The 24093-nt window shown below is 62.6% G+C and carries 24 protein-coding genes and 1 tRNA gene; 21 read left to right on the forward strand and 4 right to left on the reverse strand.

The annotated features are described in order from the left end of the window. Positions 1-2 precede the first annotated feature (2 nt). Positions 3-1256 carry a sarcosine oxidase subunit beta family protein gene (locus AC2FNY_RS02785; protein ID WP_234169898.1) on the reverse strand — a complete coding sequence of 418 codons (1254 nt, stop codon included), beginning with the start codon at positions 1254-1256 and terminating at the stop codon, positions 3-5. A gap of 200 nt (positions 1257-1456) precedes the next feature. Next, positions 1457-2887 carry a Glu/Leu/Phe/Val family dehydrogenase gene (locus tag AC2FNY_RS02790; RefSeq protein WP_496801557.1) on the reverse strand — a complete coding sequence of 477 codons (1431 nt, stop codon included), beginning with the start codon at positions 2885-2887 and terminating at the stop codon, positions 1457-1459. A gap of 329 nt (positions 2888-3216) precedes the next feature. On the opposite strand from AC2FNY_RS02790, the gene AC2FNY_RS02795 reads away from it, so the two are divergent. The 3 genes from AC2FNY_RS02795 to AC2FNY_RS02805 are packed head-to-tail and all read left to right on the forward strand — an operon-like array spanning position 3217 to position 5976. Next, entirely contained in the window at positions 3217-4890 is a 1674-nt protein-coding gene (locus tag AC2FNY_RS02795) for a pilus assembly protein TadG-related protein (RefSeq protein ID WP_496801558.1), read from the forward strand. Then, a complete protein-coding gene (locus AC2FNY_RS02800) occupies positions 4887-5420 on the forward strand; it encodes a TadE/TadG family type IV pilus assembly protein (RefSeq protein ID WP_234136495.1) in 534 nt (177 codons plus the stop codon). Before AC2FNY_RS02795 ends, AC2FNY_RS02800 begins: the two co-directional genes overlap by 4 nt. A 10-nt stretch (positions 5421-5430) precedes the next feature. Then, positions 5431-5976 carry a hypothetical protein gene (locus tag AC2FNY_RS02805; protein ID WP_234166732.1) on the forward strand — a complete coding sequence of 182 codons (546 nt, stop codon included), beginning with the start codon at positions 5431-5433 and terminating at the stop codon, positions 5974-5976. Positions 5977-5979: 3 nt separating this feature from the next. Here AC2FNY_RS02805 and AC2FNY_RS02810 read toward each other — a convergent pair whose 3' ends face one another. Further along, positions 5980-6465, reverse strand: coding sequence for a hypothetical protein (locus tag AC2FNY_RS02810; protein ID WP_234162438.1), 486 nt, complete (start codon positions 6463-6465; stop codon positions 5980-5982). A 100-nt stretch (positions 6466-6565) separates the two neighbouring features. Between AC2FNY_RS02810 and AC2FNY_RS02815 the strand changes: the two genes are divergently transcribed. Both AC2FNY_RS02815 and AC2FNY_RS02820 read left to right on the forward strand, forming a co-directional pair. Further along, positions 6566-7741, forward strand: coding sequence for a 4Fe-4S double cluster binding domain-containing protein (locus AC2FNY_RS02815; protein WP_496801559.1), 1176 nt, complete (start codon positions 6566-6568; stop codon positions 7739-7741). A 119-nt stretch (positions 7742-7860) separates the two neighbouring features. Next, positions 7861-8772, forward strand: coding sequence for a pirin family protein (locus AC2FNY_RS02820; RefSeq protein ID WP_234166734.1), 912 nt, complete (start codon positions 7861-7863; stop codon positions 8770-8772). A 75-nt stretch (positions 8773-8847) separates the two neighbouring features. On the opposite strand, the gene AC2FNY_RS02825 is transcribed toward AC2FNY_RS02820, so the two are convergent. Continuing rightward, on the reverse strand, positions 8848-9432 hold the full coding sequence (locus tag AC2FNY_RS02825; RefSeq protein WP_234136490.1) for a TetR/AcrR family transcriptional regulator: 585 nt from the start codon (positions 9430-9432) through the stop codon (positions 8848-8850). A 102-nt stretch (positions 9433-9534) separates the two neighbouring features. On the opposite strand from AC2FNY_RS02825, the gene AC2FNY_RS02830 reads away from it, so the two are divergent. From AC2FNY_RS02830 to AC2FNY_RS02905, 16 genes are all read left to right on the forward strand, one after another. Beyond that, a complete protein-coding gene (locus AC2FNY_RS02830) occupies positions 9535-9807 on the forward strand; it encodes a hypothetical protein (RefSeq protein WP_234166735.1) in 273 nt (90 codons plus the stop codon). A gap of 101 nt (positions 9808-9908) precedes the next feature. Next, entirely contained in the window at positions 9909-11195 is a 1287-nt protein-coding gene (locus AC2FNY_RS02835; RefSeq protein ID WP_496801560.1) for a homoserine dehydrogenase, read from the forward strand. 97 nt (positions 11196-11292) lie between these two features. Further along, positions 11293-12246 carry a class II fructose-bisphosphatase gene (gene glpX, locus AC2FNY_RS02840; protein ID WP_496801698.1) on the forward strand — a complete coding sequence of 318 codons (954 nt, stop codon included), beginning with the start codon at positions 11293-11295 and terminating at the stop codon, positions 12244-12246. 108 nt (positions 12247-12354) lie between these two features. After that, positions 12355-14094, forward strand: a complete 1740-nt coding sequence (gene recJ / locus AC2FNY_RS02845) for a single-stranded-DNA-specific exonuclease RecJ (RefSeq protein ID WP_496801561.1) — start codon at positions 12355-12357, stop codon at positions 14092-14094. Positions 14095-14205: 111 nt separating this feature from the next. Continuing rightward, positions 14206-14280, forward strand: a tRNA-Glu gene (locus tag AC2FNY_RS02850). 136 nt (positions 14281-14416) lie between these two features. Continuing rightward, positions 14417-15355 carry a homoserine O-acetyltransferase MetA gene (gene metA / locus AC2FNY_RS02855; RefSeq protein ID WP_496801562.1) on the forward strand — a complete coding sequence of 313 codons (939 nt, stop codon included), beginning with the start codon at positions 14417-14419 and terminating at the stop codon, positions 15353-15355. A gap of 6 nt (positions 15356-15361) precedes the next feature. Continuing rightward, positions 15362-16309: an alpha/beta fold hydrolase gene (locus AC2FNY_RS02860; protein WP_496801563.1), complete on the forward strand. Its 948-nt coding sequence runs from the start codon at positions 15362-15364 to the stop codon at positions 16307-16309. Between the two features lie 54 nt (positions 16310-16363). Next, entirely contained in the window at positions 16364-17233 is an 870-nt protein-coding gene (gene ppk2, locus AC2FNY_RS02865) for a polyphosphate kinase 2 (protein WP_496801564.1), read from the forward strand. Then, on the forward strand, positions 17226-17837 hold the full coding sequence (locus AC2FNY_RS02870) for a TetR/AcrR family transcriptional regulator (RefSeq protein ID WP_234136483.1): 612 nt from the start codon (positions 17226-17228) through the stop codon (positions 17835-17837). Before ppk2 ends, AC2FNY_RS02870 begins: the two co-directional genes overlap by 8 nt. Before the next feature lie 67 nt (positions 17838-17904). Next, complete coding sequence (locus AC2FNY_RS02875; protein ID WP_496801565.1) at positions 17905-18648, forward strand: FkbM family methyltransferase; 744 nt, start codon at positions 17905-17907, stop codon at positions 18646-18648. A 458-nt stretch (positions 18649-19106) separates the two neighbouring features. After that, complete coding sequence (locus tag AC2FNY_RS02880; RefSeq protein ID WP_496801566.1) at positions 19107-20105, forward strand: AraC family transcriptional regulator; 999 nt, start codon at positions 19107-19109, stop codon at positions 20103-20105. Between the two features lie 118 nt (positions 20106-20223). Next, positions 20224-21051, forward strand: a complete 828-nt coding sequence (locus tag AC2FNY_RS02885; protein WP_496801567.1) for an NmrA family NAD(P)-binding protein — start codon at positions 20224-20226, stop codon at positions 21049-21051. 66 nt (positions 21052-21117) lie between these two features. Further along, complete coding sequence (locus tag AC2FNY_RS02890) at positions 21118-21627, forward strand: anthrone oxygenase family protein (RefSeq protein WP_234166371.1); 510 nt, start codon at positions 21118-21120, stop codon at positions 21625-21627. A gap of 95 nt (positions 21628-21722) precedes the next feature. Beyond that, positions 21723-22424, forward strand: coding sequence for a hypothetical protein (locus AC2FNY_RS02895; RefSeq protein ID WP_496801568.1), 702 nt, complete (start codon positions 21723-21725; stop codon positions 22422-22424). Positions 22425-22457: 33 nt separating this feature from the next. Next, entirely contained in the window at positions 22458-23501 is a 1044-nt protein-coding gene (locus AC2FNY_RS02900; RefSeq protein ID WP_496801569.1) for a GlxA family transcriptional regulator, read from the forward strand. 97 nt (positions 23502-23598) lie between these two features. Continuing rightward, positions 23599-23958 (forward strand): glycine zipper family protein, encoded by a 360-nt coding sequence (locus AC2FNY_RS02905; RefSeq protein ID WP_496801570.1) that lies wholly within the window; start codon positions 23599-23601, stop codon positions 23956-23958. The last annotated feature ends 135 nt before the right edge of the window (positions 23959-24093 follow it).

Genomic DNA, 24093 nt, shown 5'->3' on the forward strand with positions numbered 1-24093 from the left:
CCTCAATGCAGGTTGTGTTGAGAGCCGGTGCCCTCTTCATCCAGGATACCGCGCCCGGTGCGGAAGCGGTCCAGACGGAACCGTGTTGCCGCCGGGTGGTACTGGTCCGTTGCCAAGAGATGCGCGAACACGTTGCCCGAGGCCGGCACCGCCTTGAACCCGCCATAGTTCCAGCCGCAATTGACATAGAGCCCGTCGATATGGGTGCGGTCGATGATCGGCGAGCCATCGGGCGACATGTCCATGATGCCGCCCCAGCTGCGCAGCACGCGCGCCTTGCCGATCATCGGCATCAGCGCCATGCCCGCCTCCATCACATGTTCCACCGTGGGCAGGTTGCCGCGCGCCGCGTAAGAGGCATAGAAATCAAGGTCACCGCCAAAGACCAGCCCACCCTTGTCGGACTGGCTGATATAGAAATGGCCCATGCCAAAGGTGATCACATGGTCGATCACCGGCTTCAGCCCCTCGGTGACAAAGGCCTGGAGGATATGGCTCTCGATCGGCAGGCGCATGCCCGCCATCGCCGCCACCTGGCTGGAACGGCCCGCCGCCACCATCGCCACTTTCTTGGCCCGGATCGGGCCGCGCACCGTCTGCACGCCGGTGACCCGCCCGTTCTCGACGTCGATCCCCGTCACCTCGCAATTCTGGATCAGGTCGACGCCGCGACTGTCCGCCCCCCGCGCATAGCCCCAGGCCACGGCGTCATGACGCGCGGTGCCGCCGCGCGGGTGATAGAGCGCACCGTAAAGCGGAAAACGCTGGTCGTCGAAATTGAGGAAGGGCACCTTGGCGCGCAGTTCCTCGCGCCCCAGCAGGATGGCATCGTCGCCCTGGCTCAGCATCATGTTGCCACGCCGCGCCGCCGCATCGCGCTGGCCGTCGGAATGGAAGAGGTTCAGGATGCCGCGCTGCGAATGCATCACGTTATAGTTCAGGTCCTCTTCCAGACCCTCCCACAGTTTCAGCGAGTGCGAGTAGAATTCGGAATTGCCCTGAAGGAAGTAATTGGCCCGCACGATGGTGGTGTTTCGGCCAATGTTGCCGCCGCCGATATAGCCGCGCTCCAGCACCGCCACATTGGTCAGCCCATGATCGCGCGCCAGGTAATAGGCGGTACTCAGCCCGTGGCCGCCGCCGCCGATGATGACCAGGTCATATTCCGGTTTGGGCGCCGGGTCGCGCCAATGCGGCCGCCAGCCCTTGTTGCCGGTCAGCCCCTCCTTCAACACCCGAAGGCCCGAAAACCGCATCGCCGTCTCTCCTTGCCGACCTGGTATCGCTGTCATAACGAGTAGCACCGATGAGCGCGGTCTCAAGACCGTAATCGACAGAGACTGGTCTGTCCGCGACTAATCCTGTCGCCGGCACGACATGACTTCAGACCCTGATCGCGCAAAAAGGGGGCGCCCGGTTGCCCGCACGCCCCGCGTCTTCGATGCCGCGCCCCGCCTCAGAGGCCCTTGGCGCGATAGCTCTTGGCCACCCGGTCGATCGAGACCAGATAGGCGGCGGTGCGCAGATCCTCGACATCGCTCCGCTCATGCCAGACATCGCGCATGGCCTGATAGGCGATGCGCATGGTGTCATCGAGACCCGAGCGCACCAGCTCCAGTTCATCGGCGCCGCGCAGGTATTTCTCCTTGAACTGCGGCGTCATCGACCAGGCGTCGCCCAGATAGCGGTCGAGCCGCTCCAGCTCGTCCACCACCAGCTGGTGGCGCGCCTCTTCCTGGCGGCGCTGCATGCGGCCGAACCGGATATGGCTGAGGTTCTTGACCCACTCGAAATAGGACACCGTCACACCGCCCGCGTTGGCATACATGTCGGGAATGATCACGCATCCCTTCTTGCGCAGGATCTCGTCGGCACCGGCGGTGACCGGGCCGTTTGCGGCCTCGATGATCAGCGGCGCCTTGATCCGGTCGGCATTGCCGAGGTTGATCACCCCCTCCAGCGCCGCCGGGATCAGGATGTCGCACTCCTCTTCCAGCACCTTGGGGCCATCGGTCACATGAGTGCCGTCCGGGAAACCGGTAACGCCGCCATGCTTGACGATCCAGTTATGCACCGCCTCGACATCCAGCCCCTCGTTGCTGACCAGGGCGCCGTCGCGTTCAATGATGCCGGTGATCAGGCACCCATCCTCTTCACTAAGGAACTTGGCCGCGTGATAGCCCACATTGCCCAGGCCCTGTACGATCACCCGTTTACCATCGAGCTTGCCTGACAATCCCGACTTCCCGACGCCGATGCTGTCACGGAAGAACTCCTGCAACGCGTATTGCACGCCGCGCCCGGTGGCCTCGACCCGGCCATGGATGCCGCCCGCATTCAGCGGCTTGCCGGTGACGCAGGCCCGCGCGTTGATATCGGTGGTGTTCATGCGCGCATACTGGTCGGCGATCCAGGCCATCTCGCGCTCGCCCGTGCCCATGTCGGGGGCAGGCACGTTCTGGGACGGGTTGATCAGGTCGCGCTTGGCAAGCTCATAGGCAAAGCGTCGGGTGATCTGTTCCAGCTCGTGTTCCTCGTACTGGCGCGGGTCGATGCGCAAGCCGCCTTTCGAGCCGCCAAAGGGCGCTTCGACCAGGGCACATTTATAGGTCATCAGCGCCGCCAGCGCCTCGACCTCGTCCTGATTCACCGCCATCGCATAGCGGATACCACCCTTGACCGGTTCCATATGTTCGGAATGGACCGAGCGATAACCCACGAACGTCTGGATCTGGCCACGCAGGCGCACCCCGAACCGGACCGTGTATGTGGCGTTGCATACCCTGATCTTCTCTTCCAGTCCCGGTGGCAGGTCCATCAGGGCAACCGCCCTGTTGAACATCATATCCACGCTTTCTCGGAAACTGGGTTCGTTCTTGCGGGTCATTAAACCAAAATCCTCCATGACCTTCTCCGACTCGGATGATGACACCTTGTCGCAGGCAACATATGACGCTTCGTCACAGGAGTGCGACATTTTTAATCGCTTGAAGAATCTGAATTCAGGGGGAACGGCGATTCTTGGGGGGACAGTTCCAGGGCATTGTCGGCCACAGGGAAACAAAGTCCGAACATTTGACTGCGTTGTCTTTAACACGCGGTTAACATTCACCCTTTCGGGCGATTTACGCCCCAATCCTGCCATCTTCTCAAGGCAAAACAGTGAATTGGAACTGTATTCTCCGGCTGGGGTTCTGCCGGAAAGGTAGGTGGACAATGTTCAATACGCAGATCAGCATCGACACGGTGTCGCGTCGTATCCGCACCAGGCTCAAGGCGCATCTCGGGAACTTCGCTCGCGAAGAAGACGGTTTGATGACGGTCCTCGCATTGTTCCTGTTTCTTGCCTTGGTTGGTGCGACCGGCATCGGTGTGGACCTGATGCGCTATGAACAAAAGCGAGCGTCCCTGCAGTATACGATGGACCGCGCGGTTCTGGCCGCGGCCGACCTCGACCAACTGGTTGCACCCGAAACCGTGGTTCGCAGCTACCTGGAGAAAGCGGGCTTGCTGGAATACCTTTCCAGCATCACGGTTGAGGAAGGCCTTGGCTTCCGAAAGGTGTCCGCCACCGCAACCGCCGACTTGCCGACCCATTTCATGAAGCTCTCGGGCTACGACAGCCTGACGATCCCCGCGGCCAGCACCGCAGAGGAGAGCATCGGCAACGTGGAAATCTCGCTGGTGCTCGATGTTTCGGGCTCAATGAACAGCAACAGCCGGCTCTACAACCTCAAGATCGCGGCCAAGGAGTTTGTCGATCACATGCTGTCGGCGACCGAACCTGGAGCCGTGTCGATTTCGATCATCCCCTATGCATCTCAGGTCAACGCTGGCCCCGATATCCTGCCCTACTACAATGTCAGCGAGGAACATACCTACTCGCATTGCGTGAATTTCATCGATGACGAGTTCAGCCAGCCCGGCCTGTCGCGTGTAACGCCGCTGGAGCGGACGATGCATTTCGATCCGTTCACCTATTCCAAGGATCCGATTCAGACCCCGGTCTGCCCCGTGCGCAACAGCACCGCGATCTTGCCATTCACCAACAACCAGACCGTTCTGAACACCTATATCGACGGGATGACCGGTCGCGGAAACACCTCGATCGATATCGGGACCAAATGGGGTGTCGTAATGCTGGATCCGAACACGCAAAGCGTGATTAACGGATTGATCGCAGACGACAAGGTGCCCGCGATCTTCTCCGGCCGGCCCAGCGCTTATGACTCTGGCGATGTTCTCAAAGTGCTGATCGTGATGTCCGACGGCGAGAACACCAACCAGTACATGCTGAACCCGTCGCTGCGCACCGGCCTGTCGCCGGTCTGGTACAACGCAGCCGAAGACGTGATCAGCGGCTCGCCCGACAAAAACAGTACCAATGCGTTCAGCGTCTACCACGACAATGGTGGTAACAGCTATTACTGGCCGGACCAGAACCGCTGGTCGGATCATCCCTATGGCAACGGCCAGAGCGAGGCATGCGGCTATACCTCAGGCGGCTATTACAGCTGCGCGATGAAGGACGAGCCTGGCGAAGCAGTCCAGCTGACCTATGCCGAGCTCTTCAATAAGGTATCGCTGGCCTACAACGCGTACTACAACTTTGAGTTCACAAGCAGCGCCTGGGGTGAATGGTACAGCGCAGCCTTTACCAAGAAAGAAGCATCGGCCAAGGACCAGCGGACCAAACACATCTGTGACGCGGCCAAGGACGAAGGTGTGATCGTCTATACGGTCGGTTTCGAGGCCCCATATAGCGGTCGCCGGGTGCTCAAGCGCTGCGCAAGCTCGGACAGCCACTACTATGACGCCGAAGGGCTGGAAATCAGTGACGCATTTACCTCGATCGCCTCGTCGATCCGCAAGCTGAGGCTGACACAATGATACGGCATTTGGGCAATTTCCTGCGCCGGTTCCGCAATCGCGAAGACGGCAACGCAACAGTCGAATTCGTTATCGTATTCCCTGCAGTCATCGGTGTGATGCTTGCCGGGGTCGAACTGACATTCATGACGCTGAACCACGCAATGCTGGAACGCGCTGTGGATGTGGTGGTACGTGACCTGCGTCTCAACACCGGGTCCAATCCCGGCCATAACGAGCTGAAGAACAGGATCTGCGACAAGGCGGTCTTTATCCGCCAGTGCAGCACCAACCTCAAGCTCGAGATGGTTCGTCAGGATCCCTATGCCGGCATCACCTTGCCTGCCGTTCCCGACTGTACCGACCTTTCCGAAGAGACGCGCCCCGTGCGACAATTCGAAAATGGCCAGGCAAACGAGCTGATGGTCCTGCGGGCCTGCGCCAAGATCAACCCGATCTTCCCGACTTCAACCCTGGGAGCCGCCTTGGCCAATGACGAAGGCCAATACGCCCTGACGGCCATGTCCGTCTTTGTGCAGGAGCCGTTGTAAAGCCATGTCCATGTCTCGCATATTGAACTCGCTGCGTCTGTTCCGCCGGAACGAGGAAGGCTCGGTCGCGGTCGAAGCGTTGCTGACGGTACCGATCCTGTTCTGGACCATCATGATCGGCTACACTTACTTCGATGGCTACCGCGAGGCAGCTTCGAACGTGAAGGCCGCCTATACGATCGGCGACCTTATCTCGCGAGAGACGCGGACCATCGACGACGCCTACATCGATTCAATGGTCGAACTGTTTGAACGCATGGTGCAGGATACCGACAGCCTCCAAGTCCGTATCTCGCTGCTGCGTTACGAGAGAAGGCGTGATCGGCATCGGGTACGCTGGTCGGCCAATCGCGGTTTTCCCGAAAGGTTGAGCAACGCCAATGTTGGGTCCATCAGTTCCCGATTGCCGCCGATGTCGGACCAGGACACGCTGATCCTGGTCGAGACCAGAAACGTCTACAGATCGCCTTTCCGGGTCGGGCTGGATGACACCGACATGGAAACGTTTATCTTTACCCGGCCCCGTTTCACCAACGAGATCGCCGGCAGCGTCTGACGCTTAGCGCGGCAAGGTTCCATCGCGTTCCGCCATCATGGCCGAGAGCATCTCGGCCATGAATTTCGTCTGCGATCCGGGGGTGACGCCGCCGATGCCGATCCGGCGGCCCATCCGCCACCAGAGGCCCGGCTGCCAGGTGCGCCCGCCCGGCACCGAGGTACGCAGCAGGAACCCGTTCGACGGCTTGAAGGCAAACACACCCCGGTCCAGCGCCTCGATATCGGCGATGCGGGCGATCACGGTGCCGTCACTGCCGCGCAGCTCGGTCGCGGTCATTTCGACCCGCCCCGCCGTCGCCAGGAACATGCGCTGCGCCAGCCACAGCGTCAGCGCCCCGAGCACGATCAGAAAGACCTGCCAGACCACCGCCGGCGGCGTTACGACCGCCACATAAATCAGCAGCCCGCCCAATACCGTCAGCACCACCAGCGCCATCCAGCGCCGGGGCGCCGATGCCTCGATCGTTGCCAAAACCTCGTCCTGCATCTGGTGTCGCCCTCTTGTTCGTTGCGCCTGCATAGCCGATTGCGCGGGCGCCGAACAGGCATCTTGCCCTACCCACAAACCCCGAGTTAGCGTGACGCCCATGAGCTATCCCGCCAACCGGCCCGACCGCACCCGTCCGACCGATGCCGCCGCCGGGATCGAAACCACCGAGGCGTTTGAACGCTTTTCCCAGCGCAACGACGTGTTCACCCGCGCCATGTGGGATCCGTCGGTGCGGTCGAAACAGACGGATGCCTTCTTTGCCTCTTACCGGATGGAGGCGGCACCGCGCCGGGGCGATGGGTTCACCCAACGTGATTTCGCGCTGCGCAACGCCGCCTGGCTGATCTCGGATGTTGTCACCAACCGCTTTGCCGCCGAGGGGCGGCGCGAGGGGTTCCAGGCCCCGATCAGCTATGACACCCCGGTGGCGCCGCAACAGGTCGATATCGACGACCCTGCCGCCATGAGCGCCGAGATCAAACGCGTCGCCCGCTTCTTTGGTGCCGATCTGTGCGGCGTGACCGAGCTGGACGAACGCTGGCACTATACCGCCCGCGTCGATACCCGCGACATGAGCGAGGCACCACTCGGCCTGCCCAATGGGCTGACCTCGGTCATCGTGCTGGGCCACGAGATGGAGCGCGACCTGGTGGCCACCTACCCCTCGGCCTTGGCCGGGGCCGCCACCGGACGCGAATACAGCCACGAGGCGGCAGTGGTGATGCAACTGGCCGCCTATATCCGCAATCTGGGATACGAGGCCGTGGCCTCGATGAACGACACCGGACTGGTAATCCCCTATGCTGTCAAGGCGGGCCTGGGCGAATACGCCCGCAACCAGATGGTGATCACGCCCGAATTCGGCCCCCGGCTGCGGTTTTCCAAGGTGTTCACCAACCTGCCGCTGGCCCATGATGTGCCGCGCCCACAGGGTGTGCGCGCCTTTTGCGACATTTGCACGGCCTGCGCCGATGCCTGCCCGGTCAAGGCGCTGCCCTATGGGCCGCCTTCGGATGTGGCGCCGAATGTCTCGGCCATCCAGGGCGTGCGCAAATGGACCTCGGATGCCGAGAAATGTTTCGGCTTCTGGGCCAAGCTCGCCTCGGATTGCGCGATCTGCATGCGGGTCTGCCCGTTCAACCGCGACTATGCGCGGCGACGCAACCGGTTGTGGCTGCGGCTCGCGCTGTCGCCGCTGCGCCAGCTGGCGCTGCGGCTGGCGCGTGGGCACGGCAAGCGGCGCAAACCTGCGGAATGGTGGGCCGAGACCTGAACCTGACAATCCGTCGGCTGTGCACCGCTGCACAAGCCCGGTGGCGCGACGCGGAATTGCCTTGGCAACGGCGCCCCCTATCTTAACACCAGCTTTCACAGCCCAAGCGAGACCCCACCATGTCCATTCGTCCCATCCTTGAAACCCGCCGCGCCACCCCCGCGCTCGAAGGCGCCGGGGTCAAGCTGCACCGCGCCTTTGGCTTTCAGGACCCGACCGAGCTGGACCCGTTCCTGCTGTTTGACGATTTCCGCAATGAGCATCCGCAGGATTATTTGCGTGGGTTTCCCTGGCATCCCCATCGCGGCATCGAGACCATCACCTATGTGCTGGCCGGCACGGTGGAGCATGGGGATTCGCTGGGCAATACCGGCACGCTGGGCGCGGGCGACGTGCAATGGATGACCGCCGGGTCGGGCATCCTGCATCAGGAGATGCCCAAGGGAAATCCGCAGGGCCAGATGCATGGCTTTCAGCTTTGGGGCAACCTGCCCGCCAGCCAGAAGATGACGGCGCCGCGCTACCAGGATGTGCGCGGCAGCGAGATCCCCGAGGTGATCGACGATGACGGCACAAGGGTGCGGGTGATCGTCGGCAGCTTCTGGGGCAAGACCGGTCCGGTGGACGGCATCGCCGCCGACCCGCAATATCTCGATATCTTCGTCCCGGCGGGGGTGAAGAAGACGTTCCGGATCGACACCTATCGCCGCGCCTTTGCCTATGTGTTCGAAGGGGCCGGCGCCTTTGCCGATGCCTCGGCGCCAACCGGTGTGCTGCTGGAAAAGGAAGTGGCGGGCGAAGAGCTCAATATCCGCGACCTGTCGGGCGACCGCACCCTGATCCGCTTCGGCACCGGCGACGAGGTGACGGTGCAGGCCGGGCCGCAGGGGATACGCTTTCTGTTGATCTCGGGCGCGCCGATCGCCGAGCCGGTGGCCTGGCACGGGCCGATCGTGATGAACACGCAGGAAGAGCTGATGCAGGCCATGCGCGACCTGCGCAACGGCACCTTCATTCGCCCCGCGCATTGAGGCGCGCGGAATTCTGCAAGAATTCCGACCCGGAAAACATCTGTTTTCCGGGTCGTTTTCCGGATCGGAAAACGACTAGGCCGCCACCGCCTTGCGGACCATGTCCCAATAGATGCCTTCCACCTGGTCAAGCGATAGCCGCCCCTCGGCCCGGTACCAGGTATTGACCCCGTTCAGCATCGCGATCACCGCCAGGGTCGCGATCTTGGTATCGGGCACCGCAAAGGCACCTTCCTCCACCCCGGCGCGCAGGATCGCCTCGAGATCGTCCTCATACCGCCGCCGCAATCCTTCGATGGTTGCGAAATTCTCGGGCGTCAGGTTGCGCAGCTCCATATAGGCGATGAACACTTCGTCCGGCCGGTTCAGGTGGAAGCGGATGTGAAACCCCACGAAATCACGCAACCGGGTCAGCGCATCCCCGCGTACCCGGTGCTGGCGCGCCGACAGGAGTTCGTCCATATGCCGGTGCATCAGCCCGAACAGCAGGCTCTGCTTGTCCGGCGTGTAATTGTAGAGCGCGCCCGCCTGCACACCCACCTCTCCGGCGATCTGGCGCATCGACACGGCGGCGAAACCGTGCCGCGCAAACAGCCTGAGCGCCGCGTCCTGAATGCGCGGGCCGGTGATATCGGAATGGGAACCTTGGGTACGTGCCATATGGCCACGCTATCTGAACATATGTTCAGATAAAAGCCCCGCTTGCGCAGGTGCCGACAATTTACGACAAAAGGGACACCCTTCAACAGGTCCGGTGGCCGCATGCCTAGATCCGCATTTCTTTCTCTTTTGCTGCTGGCGGCAGCCTGCACACAGGTACCCGAGTTGAACGAGCGGATCAGCCCTGATCTGCGCAAAGCGGGTTTTCCCAAACTGGTGCCACTGGACGAGGCTCTTGGCCCGCCCGCCGACCCCGAGGGAGAGGCCCTGGCGGTTCAGAAGTCCCTCGAAGCGCGTCGCGACGCATTGGCCCAGCGCGCCCGGCGCCTGCAAGAGGCGACCGACCAAGACACCTCGCGGAGCGAGACCGAATAACACGCCCGACGATTGCACGCCCGCCCCGAACGGGCTAAGGCACGCGGCAAGGGACCGGTCCGGCAGGACCGGTCCAGGCACGAGCAGAAAGGACAGACAGCATGAAACCGGCATTGCGGCTTGGGATCGCGGGATTGGGAACCGTGGGCGTCGGCGTTGTGCGCATCATCCGCCGTCAGGCCGATCTGCTTGAGGCGCGTACCGGACGCCGGATCCAGATCGTGGCCGTCTCGGCCCGCGATGCGGGCAAGGACCGGGGCATCAACCTGTCCTCTTACGCCTGGGAGACCGACCCGGTCGCCCTCGCCCGCCGCGACGATGTCGATGTGTTCGTCGAATTGATGGGGGGCGAGAACGGCCCCGCCAAGGCCTCGATCGAGGCCGCGCTGGCAACCGGCAAGGACGTGGTCACCGCCAACAAGGCACTGCTGGCCATCCATGGCCAGGCGCTGGCCGAGCAGGCCGAGACCGCAGGCCGGGTGATCCGGTTCGAGGCCGCCGTCGCCGGCGGCATCCCGGTGATCAAGACCTTGACCGAAGGGCTGGCCGGCAACGAGATCACCCGCGTGATGGGGGTCATGAACGGCACCTGCAACTATATCCTGACCCGCATGGAATCGCAGCGCAAAGGCTATAACGCGCTGTTTCAGGAATGCGCCGAACTGGGTTATCTCGAGGCCGACCCGACGCTGGATGTGGGCGGGATCGACGCGGCTCACAAGCTGGCGCTGCTAGCCGCCATCGCCTTTGGCACCAAACCGCATTTCGACGGCATCGACATCGAGGGCATCGAGCGCATCAACCTCGAAGACATCGCCTATGCCGCCGACATGGGCTATCGCATCAAGCTGTTGGGCGTGGCCCAGCGCAGCGGGCGCGGGCTGGAACAGCGGATGCGGCCCTGTCTGGTGCCGGCGGACTCGCCGCTTGGCCAGCTCGAAGGCGGCACCAACATGGTGGTGATCGAGGGCGACGCGGTCGAACAGATCGTGTTGCGCGGCCCCGGCGCGGGCGAAGGCCCCACCGCCAGCGCCGTACTGGGCGATATCTGCGATATCGCGCGCGGCTTCCGCCTGCCGGTATTCGGCCAGCCCGCCATCACGCTGGCCGAGGCCGACAGCGCGCAATCGAACTCTCCGGCGCCCTATTACCTGCGCCTGCTGCTGCCCGATCGTCCGGGCGCGCTGGCCAAGGTGGCCGCCGCGCTGGGCGATGCCGGGGTCAGCATCAACCGGATGCGCCAGACCGGCCATGACAGCGCCGAGGCGCCGGTGGTGATCGTCACTCACAAGACCCAGCGCGCCGATCTGGACGCCGCGCTGGACGCCATGACGGCGACGGGTGTTCTGGCCGCCGAACCGGTGGCGCTGAGGATCGAGGCGGTCTGACCCGCCCGAACCGTTTTCGCAAACATGCTTGTGGACTCCCGCCGCGCTGCGTTAGAGGGTCAATAAGCCCATCTGCAAGGAACTATTCATGTCCGCCATGCCCGAATTTCATGACCGTATGCTTTCCCTGGGCCTTGCCCGCGTGGCTGAACAGGCAGCGCTGGCCTCGGCCTCGCTGATTGGACGCGGCGATGAGAAGGCCGCCGACCAGGCCGCGGTGAACGCCATGCGCGAACAGCTGAACCTGCTCGACATCGCCGGTGTGGTGGTGATCGGCGAAGGCGAACGCGACGAGGCGCCGATGCTGTATATCGGCGAGGAAGTGGGCACCGGCAACGGTCCGGGCGTCGATATCGCGCTCGACCCGCTGGAAGGCACCACGCTAACCGCCAAGGACATGCCCAACGCGCTGACCGTGATCGCCATGGGCCCGCGCGGCTCGATGCTGCACGCGCCCGACGTCTATATGGACAAGCTGGCGATCGGTCCGGGCTATGCCGAGGGCGTCGTGTCGCTCGACATGTCGCCGCGCGAACGGGTCGAGGCGCTGGCAGCGGCCAAGGGCTGCAAGCCGTCGGACATCACCGTCTGCATCCTGGAACGTCCGCGCCACGAGGCGATGATTGCCGAGGTGCGCGAAACCGGCGCTTCGATCCGGCTGATCACCGATGGCGATGTGGCGGGCGTCATGCATTGCGCCGAGGCCGAGACCACCGGCATCGACATGTATATGGGCTCGGGCGGTGCGCCCGAGGGGGTTCTGGCCGCGGCAGCGCTGAAATGCATGGGCGGGCAGATCTTTGGCCGGCTCCTGTTCCGCAACGATGACGAGCGTGGCCGCGCCGCCAAGGCCGGCATCACCGATCTGGACCGCGTCTATACCCGCGACGAGATGGTGACGCAGGACGTGATCTTTGCCGCCACCGGCGTGACCGGCGGATCGCTGTTGCCGCGCATCAAGCGCGAGCCGGGTTGGGTCGAGACCACGACGCTGCTGATGCGGTCCAAGACCGGCTCGGTGCGGCGGATGAGCTATCGTTCCCCGGTCTGAGCCTTTGGCGGGGGATGCGGCTGGCGCCGCAGCCTCCGGCGGGAGTATTTGAGGCGAAATGAAGGGCCGGGTCCGGGGCGGGTCCGGCCTTTGCGCATGAGGTGAGTGGTGAGTTATCTGGGCATCGAACAGTCCCTGAGCGGGCGGCGCTGGGTCGGCCCCGATCTGGAGACCGAGCGGGCGGCGCAGATGATGCGGCAGCAGACCGACCTGCCGCAGGCGGTGTGCCAGGTGCTGGCCCGGCGCGGGGTCCCGGCGATCGAGGCGCGCGGCTTCCTTGACCCCAAGCTCAAGGAACTGCTGCCCGATCCGCGCAAGCTGAAGGATATGGAAATCGCGGCGACACGGTTCCTGGCCGCAGTTTCCGAGCGCCAGCGGATCGCGGTCTTTGCCGATTACGACGTGGATGGCGGCAGTTCAGCGGCGCTGCTGATCTGCTGGCTGCGCGAGATGGGGCAGACCGCGACGCTTTACGTGCCCGACCGCATCGACGAGGGCTATGGCCCCAACGAGGCGGCGATGGCGGATCTGGCCCGCAGCCATGACCTGATCGTCTGTGTCGATTGCGGCACGCTGAGCCATGGCCCGATCGCCGCCGCCAAAGGCGCCGATGTCATCGTGCTGGACCACCATCTGGGGGCTGAGACCCTGCCCGACTGCGTGGCGGTGGTGAACCCCAACCGACAGGACGAGAGCGGCGATCTGGGCTATTTCTGCGCCGCCGGCGTGGTGTTCCTGATGCTGGTCGAGGCGGGCCGCCAGCTGCGCACGCGTGGGCAACGCGGCCCCGACCTGATGGCGATGCTCGACCTGGTGGCACTGGCCACGGTGGCCGATGTGGCGCCGCTGGTCGAGGCGAACCGGGCGCTGGTGCGCCAGGGGCTGAAGGTGATGGCACAGCGACAGCGGCCCGGTCTGGTGGCGCTGGCCGATATCGCCCGCATGGACGCCATGCCCAACACCTATCACCTGGGCTTTCTGCTGGGGCCGCGCGTCAATGCCGGGGGCCGGATCGGGCAGGCCGATCTGGGCGCCCGCCTGCTCGGCACCGACAGCATGAGCGAGGCGCAGGCGCTGGCCGAGCGGCTGGACCTGCTCAATACCGAGCGGCGCGATATCGAGGCCGCCGTACGCGCCGCCGCGCTGGATCAGGCCGAAACCCGCGGGCTGGAGGCGCCGCTGGTCTGGGCGGCGGGCGAGGGCTGGCATCCGGGCGTGGTGGGCATCGTCGCCTCGCGCCTCAAGGATGCCGCCAACCGGCCCGCCATCGTCATCGGTTTCGACGGCGACGAGGGCAAGGGCTCGGGCCGCTCGGTGGCGGGTGTCGATCTGGGCGCGGCGATCCAGCGGCTGGCATCCGAGGGGCTGCTGGTCAAGGGCGGCGGTCACAAGATGGCGGCCGGGCTGACCGTGATGCGCAACCGGCTGGAACCGGCGATGGACCGGTTGTCGGAGCTGCTGGCCAAACAGGGTGCCGGACAGGGCGGACCGGCGGATATGCGGCTGGACGGCGTGCTGATGCCGGGCGCGGCCACGGTCGAGCTGCTGGAACAGATCGAACTGGCAGGCCCTTACGGCGCCGGCGCCCCTGCCCCGCGCTTTGCCCTGCCCGACCTGCAAATCCGCTTTGCCAAACGGGTCGGCGCCTCGCATCTGAAACTGTCGCTGGCCGACGGAATGGGCGGCGGGCTGGACGCGATCCTGTTTGGCGCCTTTGATGGCGAGATCGGCCCGATACTGGAAAACCACGGCGGCGCCCGGTTCCATTTCGCCGGCCGGCTCGAGATCAATTCCTGGGGCGGCAGGCAGAGCGTGCAGCTGCGCGTGGACGACGTCGCGCGCGCCTGAGCATTTGAAAACAAAGACTTTTCACAGCCTTGCAAAAAAGTTCCCCAAATAGTGTTTTTCCACTTGCGAGGGACAGGGGGACACCATAAAACGCCCTCCACAAGCCAGTGTGGCCCGTTCGTCTATCGGTTAGGACGCCAGGTTTTCAACCTGGAAAGAGGGGTTCGATTCCCCTACGGGCTGCCACTTTCCCGACCCTGTCATGCCTAGGAGCCCTCTCGCCACCAGCGCGATCTCCTTCGAACCCAACAGGACCGTGATAGGGGCTGGCACTTTTGCATGTGATGGCTTACCTCCAAATCTCGGAAAGGAAGCCCGCGACATGCCTATCAAAATCCCCGCACATCTGCCCGCCTATGACATTCTGACCCGCGAGGGGGTCATGGTCATGTCCGAGGATCAGGCCGCGCGCCAGGACATCCGCCCGCTGCGGATCGGGCTTTTGAACCTGATGCCCAAGAAGATCCAGACCGAGACCCAGTTTGCCCGGCTGATCGGCGCCACGCCGCTCCAGATCGAACTGAGCCTGATCCGGATGACCGAGCATCAGACCAAGACCACCGCCACCGAGCATATGGAAGAGTTCTATCGCCCCTTTCAGGAGGTACGCGACGAGAAATTCGACGGGCTGATCATCACCGGTGCCCCGATCGAACATCTGGAGTTTTCGGACGTCACCTATTGGGATGAATTGCGCGAGGTGTTTGCCTGGACCCAGACCAACGTGCATTCCACATTCGGCGTCTGCTGGGGCGGGATGGCGATGATCAACCATTTCCACGGCATCCGCAAACATATGCTGGACCACAAGGCATTCGGTTGTTTCCGGCACCGCAATCTGGACCCGGCCTCGCCCTATCTGCGCGGGTTCTCGGATGATTTCGTGATCCCGGTCAGCCGCTGGACCGAGATGAAACAGGCCGAGATCGACGCGGTGCCCGAGCTGGTCACCCTGCTGGGCAGCGACGAGGTCGGCCCCTGCCTGGTGGCCGATCCGGGGCATCGCGCGCTCTATATCTTCAACCATTTCGAATATGACAGCGACACGCTGAAACAGGAATATGACCGCGACGTCGAGGGCGGCACCGCGATCAATGTGCCGATCAACTATTATCCCGACGACGATCCCTCGCGGCGACCACTCAACCGGTGGCGCAGCCACGCGCATCTGCTCTATGGCAACTGGATCAGCGAGATCTACGAGACAACGCCCTATGACATGGCGCGGATCGGGTTGGAATCCACCGACCTGCGGGGCTGAGCGGTCATGCGGGTGCTGCTGATCCTTTTGCTGTTGGCGGCGGGGTTCTGGGCGCTGACCCTGTGGCGCGCCGCCCGGCACGAGGCACGCGCTCAGGCCAGCCATCCCCCACAGGGCCAGTTTGTCACCGTGGACGGGATGCGCATCCATGCCGAGGTGATGGGCAGCGGCCCGGATCTGGTGATGATCCATGGCTCGAACGGCAATACCCGCGATCTGAGCTTTGTGCTGGCGCCGATCCTGGCCGGGCATTTCCGCGTCATCCTGCTGGACCGGCCCGGGCTGGGCTATTCCGATCCCGCCCCCGCCGGGTCCGAGGATATCGCTGGTCAGGCGCAGCTGTTGATGCGGGCGGCGGTGCAGCTGGGCGCCGAACGCCCCATCGTGCTGGGCCACAGCTATGGCGGCGCGGTGGCGCTGGCCTGGGCGGTGCATCACCCCGACCGGCTGGCGGCGCTGGTACCGGTGGCCGCCGCCTCGAACCCCTGGACCACGCCGCTTGACCTTCTCTACCGGATCACCTCGACCCGGCTGGGCGCGGCGGTGGCGGTTCCGCTGATCACCGCCTATGTGCCCGACAGCTATGTGACCCGCGCGCTGGAAGAGGTCTTTGCGCCGCAACCGGCCCCCGCAGGCTATGACGCGCATTTCGGCCCCGGCCTGTCGCTGCGCCGCGGCTCGCTCAGGGCCAATGCGCGGCACCGGGCCAGCCTGTTGCAGGAAATCGAGGCGCTGCATCCGCGCTATGGCGAAGTAGCGGTGCCCACCGAGATCGTGCATGGAACCGAAGATGACACGGTGAATTTCGACCTGCATTCGCGCACCCTGTCGCGGCAAATTCCCGGCGCTGTGCTGACCGCCCTGCCCGGCATCGGCCACATGCCCCAGCATGTGGCGGCCGAGACAGTGGCCGAGGCGGTCCTGCGTGCCGCGACACGTGCGGGTTTGCGTTAATCGCCAACAGCTTCCATATTGAACCCAAACGGCAGCACAAGGGAGCGCGGGCAAATGACAGGCGCGGCAACAGGCGAGATTTCCCGCTATTTTAACGACAAGGCACCAAAGGACATCCGCCGCGCCATCGAGAAGGCGGACAAGGACGATATCCTGAGCGCCAGCTATCCCTATGACGCGGAGATGTCGTCGAAAGCCTACCGGGCCGAGATGGAGGCCCTGCAGATCGAACTGGTCAAGCTTCAGGCCTGGATCAAGCAGAGCGGCGCCCGCGTCGCCATCCTGTTCGAGGGGCGCGACGCCGCCGGAAAGGGCGGCACCATCAAGCGGTTCCGCGAGAACCTGAACCCGCGCGGCGCCCGTGTGGTGGCGCTGGCGAAACCAACCGAGGCCGAACGCAGCCAATGGTATTTCCAACGCTATATCCAGCATCTGCCCTCGGCGGGGGAATTGGTGTTCTACGACCGCAGCTGGTACAATCGCGGCGTGGTCGAACATGTGTTCGGCTGGTGCAGCGAGGACGAGCGCGAACGCTTCTTTCGCCAGGTTCTGCCCTTTGAACATGACCTGACCGATGACGGCATCCACCTGTTCAAGTTCTGGCTGAACGTGGGCCGCGCCGAACAGCTGCGCCGGTTCCACGACCGCGAACTCGACCCGCTGAAACAGTGGAAGCTGAGCCCGGTGGACATTGCCGGGCTGGACAAATGGGACGCCTATACCGCCGCCATCTCGGAAACCCTGACCCGCAGCCATTCCGACAAGGCGCCCTGGACCGTGATCCGCTCGGACGACAAGAAGCGCGCGCGGCTGGCGGCGATCCGCACCGTGCTGGCGGGCATCGACTATGACAACAAGGACCGGGACGCGGTCGGCCAGCCCGATGCGGCCATCTGCGGAGGCCCCGACATCTGGAATGCGTAAGCAGGGCTATCATCACGGCAATCTGAAACAGGCGCTGATCGACGCGGCGCTGGAACTGATCCGCGCCAAGGGGCCAACCGGGTTCACCCTGTCCGAGGCCGCCAAGACCGCCGGGGTGACCCCCGCCGCGGTCTATCGCCATTTCGACGGGCGCGAAGAGCTGATCGCCGAGGCCGCCCGCCAGGGGTTCGAGATCTTTGCCGACCTGATGCAATATGCCTATGACAAGGGCCAGCCCTCGGCGCTGGCCGCGTTCGAGGCGACAGGCCGCGCCTATCTGGCCTTTGCCCGCAAGCATCCGGGCCATTACATTGCCATGTTCGAAAGCGGCATCTCGGTCAATCGCAGCCCGGAACTGGCCGCCGCCGCCAATCGCGCCAAAGCGGTGCTGGAACAGGCCGCCGCCGATCTGAGCGACCACATTCCCCCCGAAAAACGCCCGCCCGCGGCCATGGTCTCGGCCCATATCTGGGCGATGAGCCATGGCGTGGTCGAGCTTTATGCCCGCAATGCCGGCGCCACCGCCCCCTTTGCGCCCGAGGATCTGCTGGAGTCCGGGGTCGGAATCTATCTGCGCGGGCTGGGTCTGATCGCGCCCGACTGACAAAGCCCCTTGCCTCGGTTGGGGTGTCCCGCTACCCAGACAGGGTGATTGCCGGAGTAAACTTGCCGTGAGCCATTCGATTTCCAACACCACACTTGTTCGCCGCGACCGCCTGCGCCAACTGCAACAACGGGAGAAAGCCTGGTTCGACCTGGAATTCCTCAAGGCGATGGCGCCCGAGGATCGCAGCCGCTGCATCGACCTGTTGGACCAATCGAAATCGCAACTGCGCCAGGACCTGTTCGCGCTGTGCCAGACCGGGTTCAAGGAGGGCGGTTTCTTTGTCGAATTCGGCGCCACCGACGGGATCGAGCTGAACAATTCCTACCTGCTCGAGACCGGCTTTGGCTGGAGCGGCATCCTCGCCGAACCGGCACGCGGCTGGCATACTGCGCTCAAGGCCAACCGCGCCGCCACCATCGAAACGCGCTGCGTCTGGCACACATCGGGCGAAACGCTGGGCTTTACCGAGGCGCCGCGCGGCGAGAACTCGGGCATCTCGACCTTCGTCAAATCCTCGCGCCGCATCCGCGGCCAGAACTACAAGGTCGAAACGATCTCGCTGGTCGAACTGCTGGAAACCCACAAGGCGCCCGCGCATATCGACTATATCTCGATCGACACCGAGGGCAGCGAGTTCGACATCCTGAACGCCTTCGACTTCGACCGCTGGACATTCGGGGTGATGACAGTGGAACACAACCACGCCCCCCAGCGCGAAGACATCCACGCCCTGCTGACCTCGAAAGGCTATCGCCGGGTGCTTCCGGACATCTCGCGCTTTGACGACTGGTACCTGCGCGAGGGGTGAGACCTCCCCTTTCCGGTTAGGGCTGAGGGCGCGCAGGTTCGCGCGCGATCCTGCGTTTTTTGGCAAAGCGTCGCGTTTCGTGCGTCGTCAGCGTGGCTGCCAGGGACCGAGCGCCATCAGGCGGCTGCGAACAGGCGCACTTGGCGTCCGTCGGGGAGCGGTCGTTCGCTACTTCAGTTATCAGAAGCAGCTATGCGGGACAAAGCAGACTTGTGCAGTTGCGGCTATTGCTGACGCAGCATTCTTTCGCGCTTGCGGCAGGCGATGTTCCGCGTTGCAGCGTAATCTTCATTCCAGTTATTCAAATGCACTTCGCCAAATAACGAAATCATAGCTTCGCTGCGGTCGTCACGGCAGGTTACTTCATCGGCGAAGCAGCGATCCGTTAGGACTTCGGGAGTAACTTTAGCTCGGTCGGCAGACTTGGAACGTGTTTCAGACTGGCTTAACTTAACTGTATGGGCCAGGTTACGTCTCTTTTTGCTCGGAAAGTTGTCGGCGTCGCGGGTGATGCAATCGATGCAAATGCGGTGTTGGCGTCCGTTGGCGTCGATGCCGCTGGCGCGTGGGACCCCAAGCACATGCTCGATGAAGATGACTTCTATGGCATGATCGAGCTGATGGCCGACAAGATGGATGTCACGTCTTTGCCACTGATCGTAGGTGAAGCGATGCGGCCGGATGAATATGGTGCGCTTGGCTTGGCTTGGAAATCCGCGCCCAATCTCCTTGGTTCGTTCTCACGCGTTGCACGGTACTGGCGCCTTTGGACCAGCTTTACGCAGTATGAGCTGCAGGAAACAGACGGCGGCATTCTGTTTGTCGAACATCGCGAAGGCCTCCGCCGGCTTGGTATGCGCATTTCTATAGAGGCTGACTTGGCGAGCGGCGTGTCGCTCAGTCGGCAAGTGTCTCCACGACCGTTTTCCCCGATCGAAGTCTATTTCAAGCACGGCGCACCCAAGACCATCAAGCATCACGAAGCTTACTTCGGCTGCCCGGTTCATTTCGGCGCGAATAAAGATGCGATGCTGCTCTCCCGCCAGTCCCTATCCGATCCGAACATTCTCGGGGATGAGGGCATCACGCATTTTCTTGTATCGCACCTCGATCAGGAACTTGCGCAAATCGATGATACACCCACTTTGCCTGCGCAAACAAAAGGCGAGATTGCCCGCGCCCTCAGTGAGGGCTTGCCCAAAATGGCGGATATCGCCCGAAAGCTGGGGCTGAGCGCCCGGTCGTTTCACCGACGCCTTGCCAAACACGGGCTGAGCTTTCAGACCCTGACAGAAGAGACACGTCGCGAGATTGCCACAGCCATGCTGCAGGAAGAAAGCTACGCGCTCTCCGAGATTGCGTTCCTCACCGGATATTCCGAGCAAAGCGCCTTCAACCGCGCGTTCAAGCGCTGGACGGGGATGACACCAGCGGCCTATCGGAGGTCTCTCGGGTAAAGGCACCGCGACGCGCGGCATTGGCTGCAGATGTCAAAACCCTGGCAATCGCGGTCAATACCGGCGCACCGCGGATTTTCTAAACCTTGGTCATCAATACGAACCAAGGAGACAGACAATGACAAACCAACCCATCCTCGTCATCGGCGCCACCGGCAAGACCGGCTCTCGCGTTGCCAGCAAGCTCGAAGCAAAAGGCATCGCCGTTCGGCGCGGCGCACGGCAGTCCGAGACGCCTTTCGACTGGGAAGACCCCAGCACATGGGCACCTGTCCTGAACGGCGTTTCCAAGGCCTACGTGACCTACTTCCCAGATCTGGCCTTCCCTGGCGCGGTGGAAAAGCTGGAGGCTTTCACAAAGGTTGCAGCTGAAACTGGGCTCAAGCATATCGTACTGCTCTCAGGCCGGGGCGAACACTTCGCCACCATGGGCGAAGAGATCGTCCGCAATTCAGGCCTGCCCTTCACCATCGTGCGGGCCGCCTGGTTTGCGCAGAACTTCAGCGAAGGCTATTTGCGCGACCCGATCCTGGGTGGCGTTTTGCCAATGCCCGGCGGTGATATCAAAGAACCGATCATCGACATTGACGATATTGCCGACGTTGTGGTCGCAGCCTTGACGGAAGACGGGCACATCGGCGAACGCTATGAGGTCACCGGTCCACGCCTGATGACATTCGCAGAGATGGCCGAGGTGTTGTCGAAAACTTTGGGCCGCCAGATCCAGCACATTCCGATCACCTTTGAAGACTTCCACGCCAATGTCGCAGCCTCTGGCGGTGACTTCGTGGCCGAGGTCTTTACGCAGATCGCCCGCGAAACGCTGGATGGCCGCAATGCCCATACGACGGGCGGTGTCGAACGCGCCTTGGGCCGCAAACCACGCGACTTCGCTGAATTTGCCCAGACGGCAATGGTCGCGGGCGCGTGGTCCACGGCCGCGTGATCATCTCGAACCCTTTGGCAGGAGGTACCGCCCTCCTGCTGCAACACCCAATCAGGAGGATCGACCATGACGACTGTTTTCTTCTTTCTTTTTCAATTTGCAATCCTCGCCTATGCCCTTGTGGGCGGTGTCTTTCTGGCCTTTTCAGACTTCATCATGCGGTCGCTTGCCCTGACCGGTGGTCATAGCGGCGTCGAGGCCATGCAAGTCATCAATCGCGAGGTGTTTCGCTGGGTCTTCATGGCCCTGTTTCTGGGCATGGCAGCCGTTTCGGTGGCCGTGGCGGCCTATGGGGCCTTTGGCCTGGCAGGGCCTGCAGGGACGCTGATCATGGCGGCCGGACTGGTTTATTTAATTGGATGTTTCGGCGTCACCGTCTTCTTCAACGTGCCAATGAACGAAGCGCTTGCCGGAATGGAGACGTCATCTGGCACAACACGCGACTACTGGATGCAGACCTATGTGCCGCGCTGGACCTTCTGGAACTCAGTCCGGACGCTGGCTTGCGCCCTCTCCGCTGCGCTGCTTCTCTTCGGGCTGCTCTGGATGACCCAGAACCAAGCTCAGACCGCTTGATGCGGTGCTTTTTGCAGGGCGGCGCGTATCCGTAACGTCCCGCCCTGCAAACTACGAGCGACACACAGCGCGACGACCTAAGCGAGACCAAGTCCATGACGATCCTCGAAAAGGTAAACATCCTAATTCTGCTGGTCACGATCTCCTATATCATGGCGCTCAGCAGCCTGCTCTCCGCAATTGACGACATCCCGACGCAAGTCGCTTGGCTGATCACGTTCCTGACAAGTGTGGGGCTGTTCCGGTTGCTGATCCTGCTGGTCTACTGGCTGATCAACCGTTCGGACCTGCTGCTGGCGCTCTACCATCGGGAAAAGTTCGTCAAAGGACTGTGGACCTATCGTTACGAAGCCAATGCCAAATGCCACTCTGGTATTTGGCGTATTTCGCAGGGCGTCGCGTCACTGTCGATCACGGGATACGGTGTCGATGAGGACGGCAAGATGGACTCGCATTTTCGGAGCATCAGCCAGCCTTTCGAACATCAAGGCGTCGACGAGATCATGTTCGCCCGTACAGACATTGCCAGCGGCGACGAACACTATTCAAAATCGACGCTCTACATCGATCCGCGCAGCCGCCGATCCTGGCGCTCAGGACCGTCAGATATCAGGGCTCAGTCCATCCTTTACGGCTATGACGAAAAAGGTGTCCGGCACGCGGAACTGATCTTGCAAAGGGCGGATCAAGGCCTGAGCGAGCGAGAAGTCGTGGCAAATATGATTGAGGGTAAACCAGCAGCTCGTCTTGAGACCGCGAAGTTTCATTTGGCGGAAAAAGTGGGGTCTTTGTCCTAACGGACGGTTGATGAAATCGGATAATGTCTGACCATGACACAGAAACACGACATTCAGACAGAGGCGCGGAACCGCAAGGTCCTGATGGTGGTCTACCCCGGGGTGCATCAACTCGATGTGATAGGCCCGCTGGAGATCCTTGCGACGACCCAGTTCTTCATTGGCGACGGCGATTTGCCTTACGACTTGAAGATCGTTGCGGCGCAGGCGGGGCCCGTGAAAGCCAGTTCCGGTCTGACGATCACGGCAGAGACCTCCTACGCCGATGTGATTAGGAATGATGATGAGATCGATACGCTCATGGTGGCCGGTGGCCATGGCTCTTCTTTGCAATTGAAGAACCCGGAGTTGTTGGAGTTCATGCAGACTATGGCTCCGCGCGCCCGACGCATCGTATCGATCTGTACAGGCGCGCTGATCCTGGCCGAGGCTGGCCTTTTGAAAAACAAGCGGGCCAGCACCCATTGGTTTTGGTGCCCAGTTATGGAGACCGAATATCCGGATGTGACGGTGGACCATGAGGCGATCTATGTGCGCGATGGGAACGTCTGGACCTCTGCCGGCGTGACCTCTGGCATGGATCTCGCACTGGCATTGGTTGAGATGGACTGGGGGCACAAAGTCGCGCTCGAAGTCGCGCGGTTCAGCGTGATGTACATGATGCGGCCAGGTGGCCAGTCACAGTTCAGCGCGCATCTGGTGGCCCAACGGGCCGAAGACCCGGCGATCAACGATGCACTAAGCTTCATTCTAGAACACCCAGCCGATCCGCTGACTGTGACCAGCCTTGCTGCGCGCGCGATGATGTCTGAACGGACTTTTGCGCGGCGGTTCAAGGACGAAACCGGCGTCACGCCTGCGGCTTATGTTGAGACTGCCCGCGTGCAGGCCGCGCGCGTCGTGTTGGAAACGACAGACCACACGATTGATCAGGTTGCCCTCGAGACCGGCTTTCAAAGCTCGGAACGGATGCGCCGCGCGTTTCACCGCCATGTCGGTATATCCGCTGGCGAATACCGAGATCGCTTTCGCATGACGGCTGACCCGGGGGCCCGCCCGCGCGCCGGACCCGGCTAAGCCTATCACCTGACCCAAACCACAACAGAAATTCCCGCGTCTGCGCGCACCCTTGCGCGTGGCCACACCCTCGCTTGTTCAAAAGAAAGGACACATTATGAAAAAGACATTGGTGTTTGCAGCGCTCCTTCTTGCTTTGGCTGCATGCGCTGACAGTGGTGCAAACTATCAACCGATCCTGGATGGTCAGCCCAAGGCTGCCTTTCAATCCGATCTTGCGGCCTGTCAGGCCCTTGCCCGCGACCAGAACCAGTTCGATCAGGAACGCTTTGCTGCGACTGTGCTTGGTGCTGGTGCCGGTGCGATCCTCGGAGAGGCTGACAGCGGCGATGCGCTTGGTGGCGCCGTCGCTGGTGCCTTTGCAGGCGGGGTCGCCAGCAGCGTGGATGTGAACGAGCGGCGCGAGGCCATCGTCATCGAATGCCTGCGGGGCCGCGGCCATCGCGTTGTCGGATAGGGGGCAAGATGTCAGAGTTTTTCATCCTACGCGCAAGACGGTTTCACGCGCTTCATGACCTTTTGACAGGGCGACTGCGAAATCACCCACAACCACTTCCGACATTTCTTGCAGAAGATGTCGGGCTGCCCGTCT

The organism is Ruegeria sp. BHSC223, from assembly GCF_059613025.1.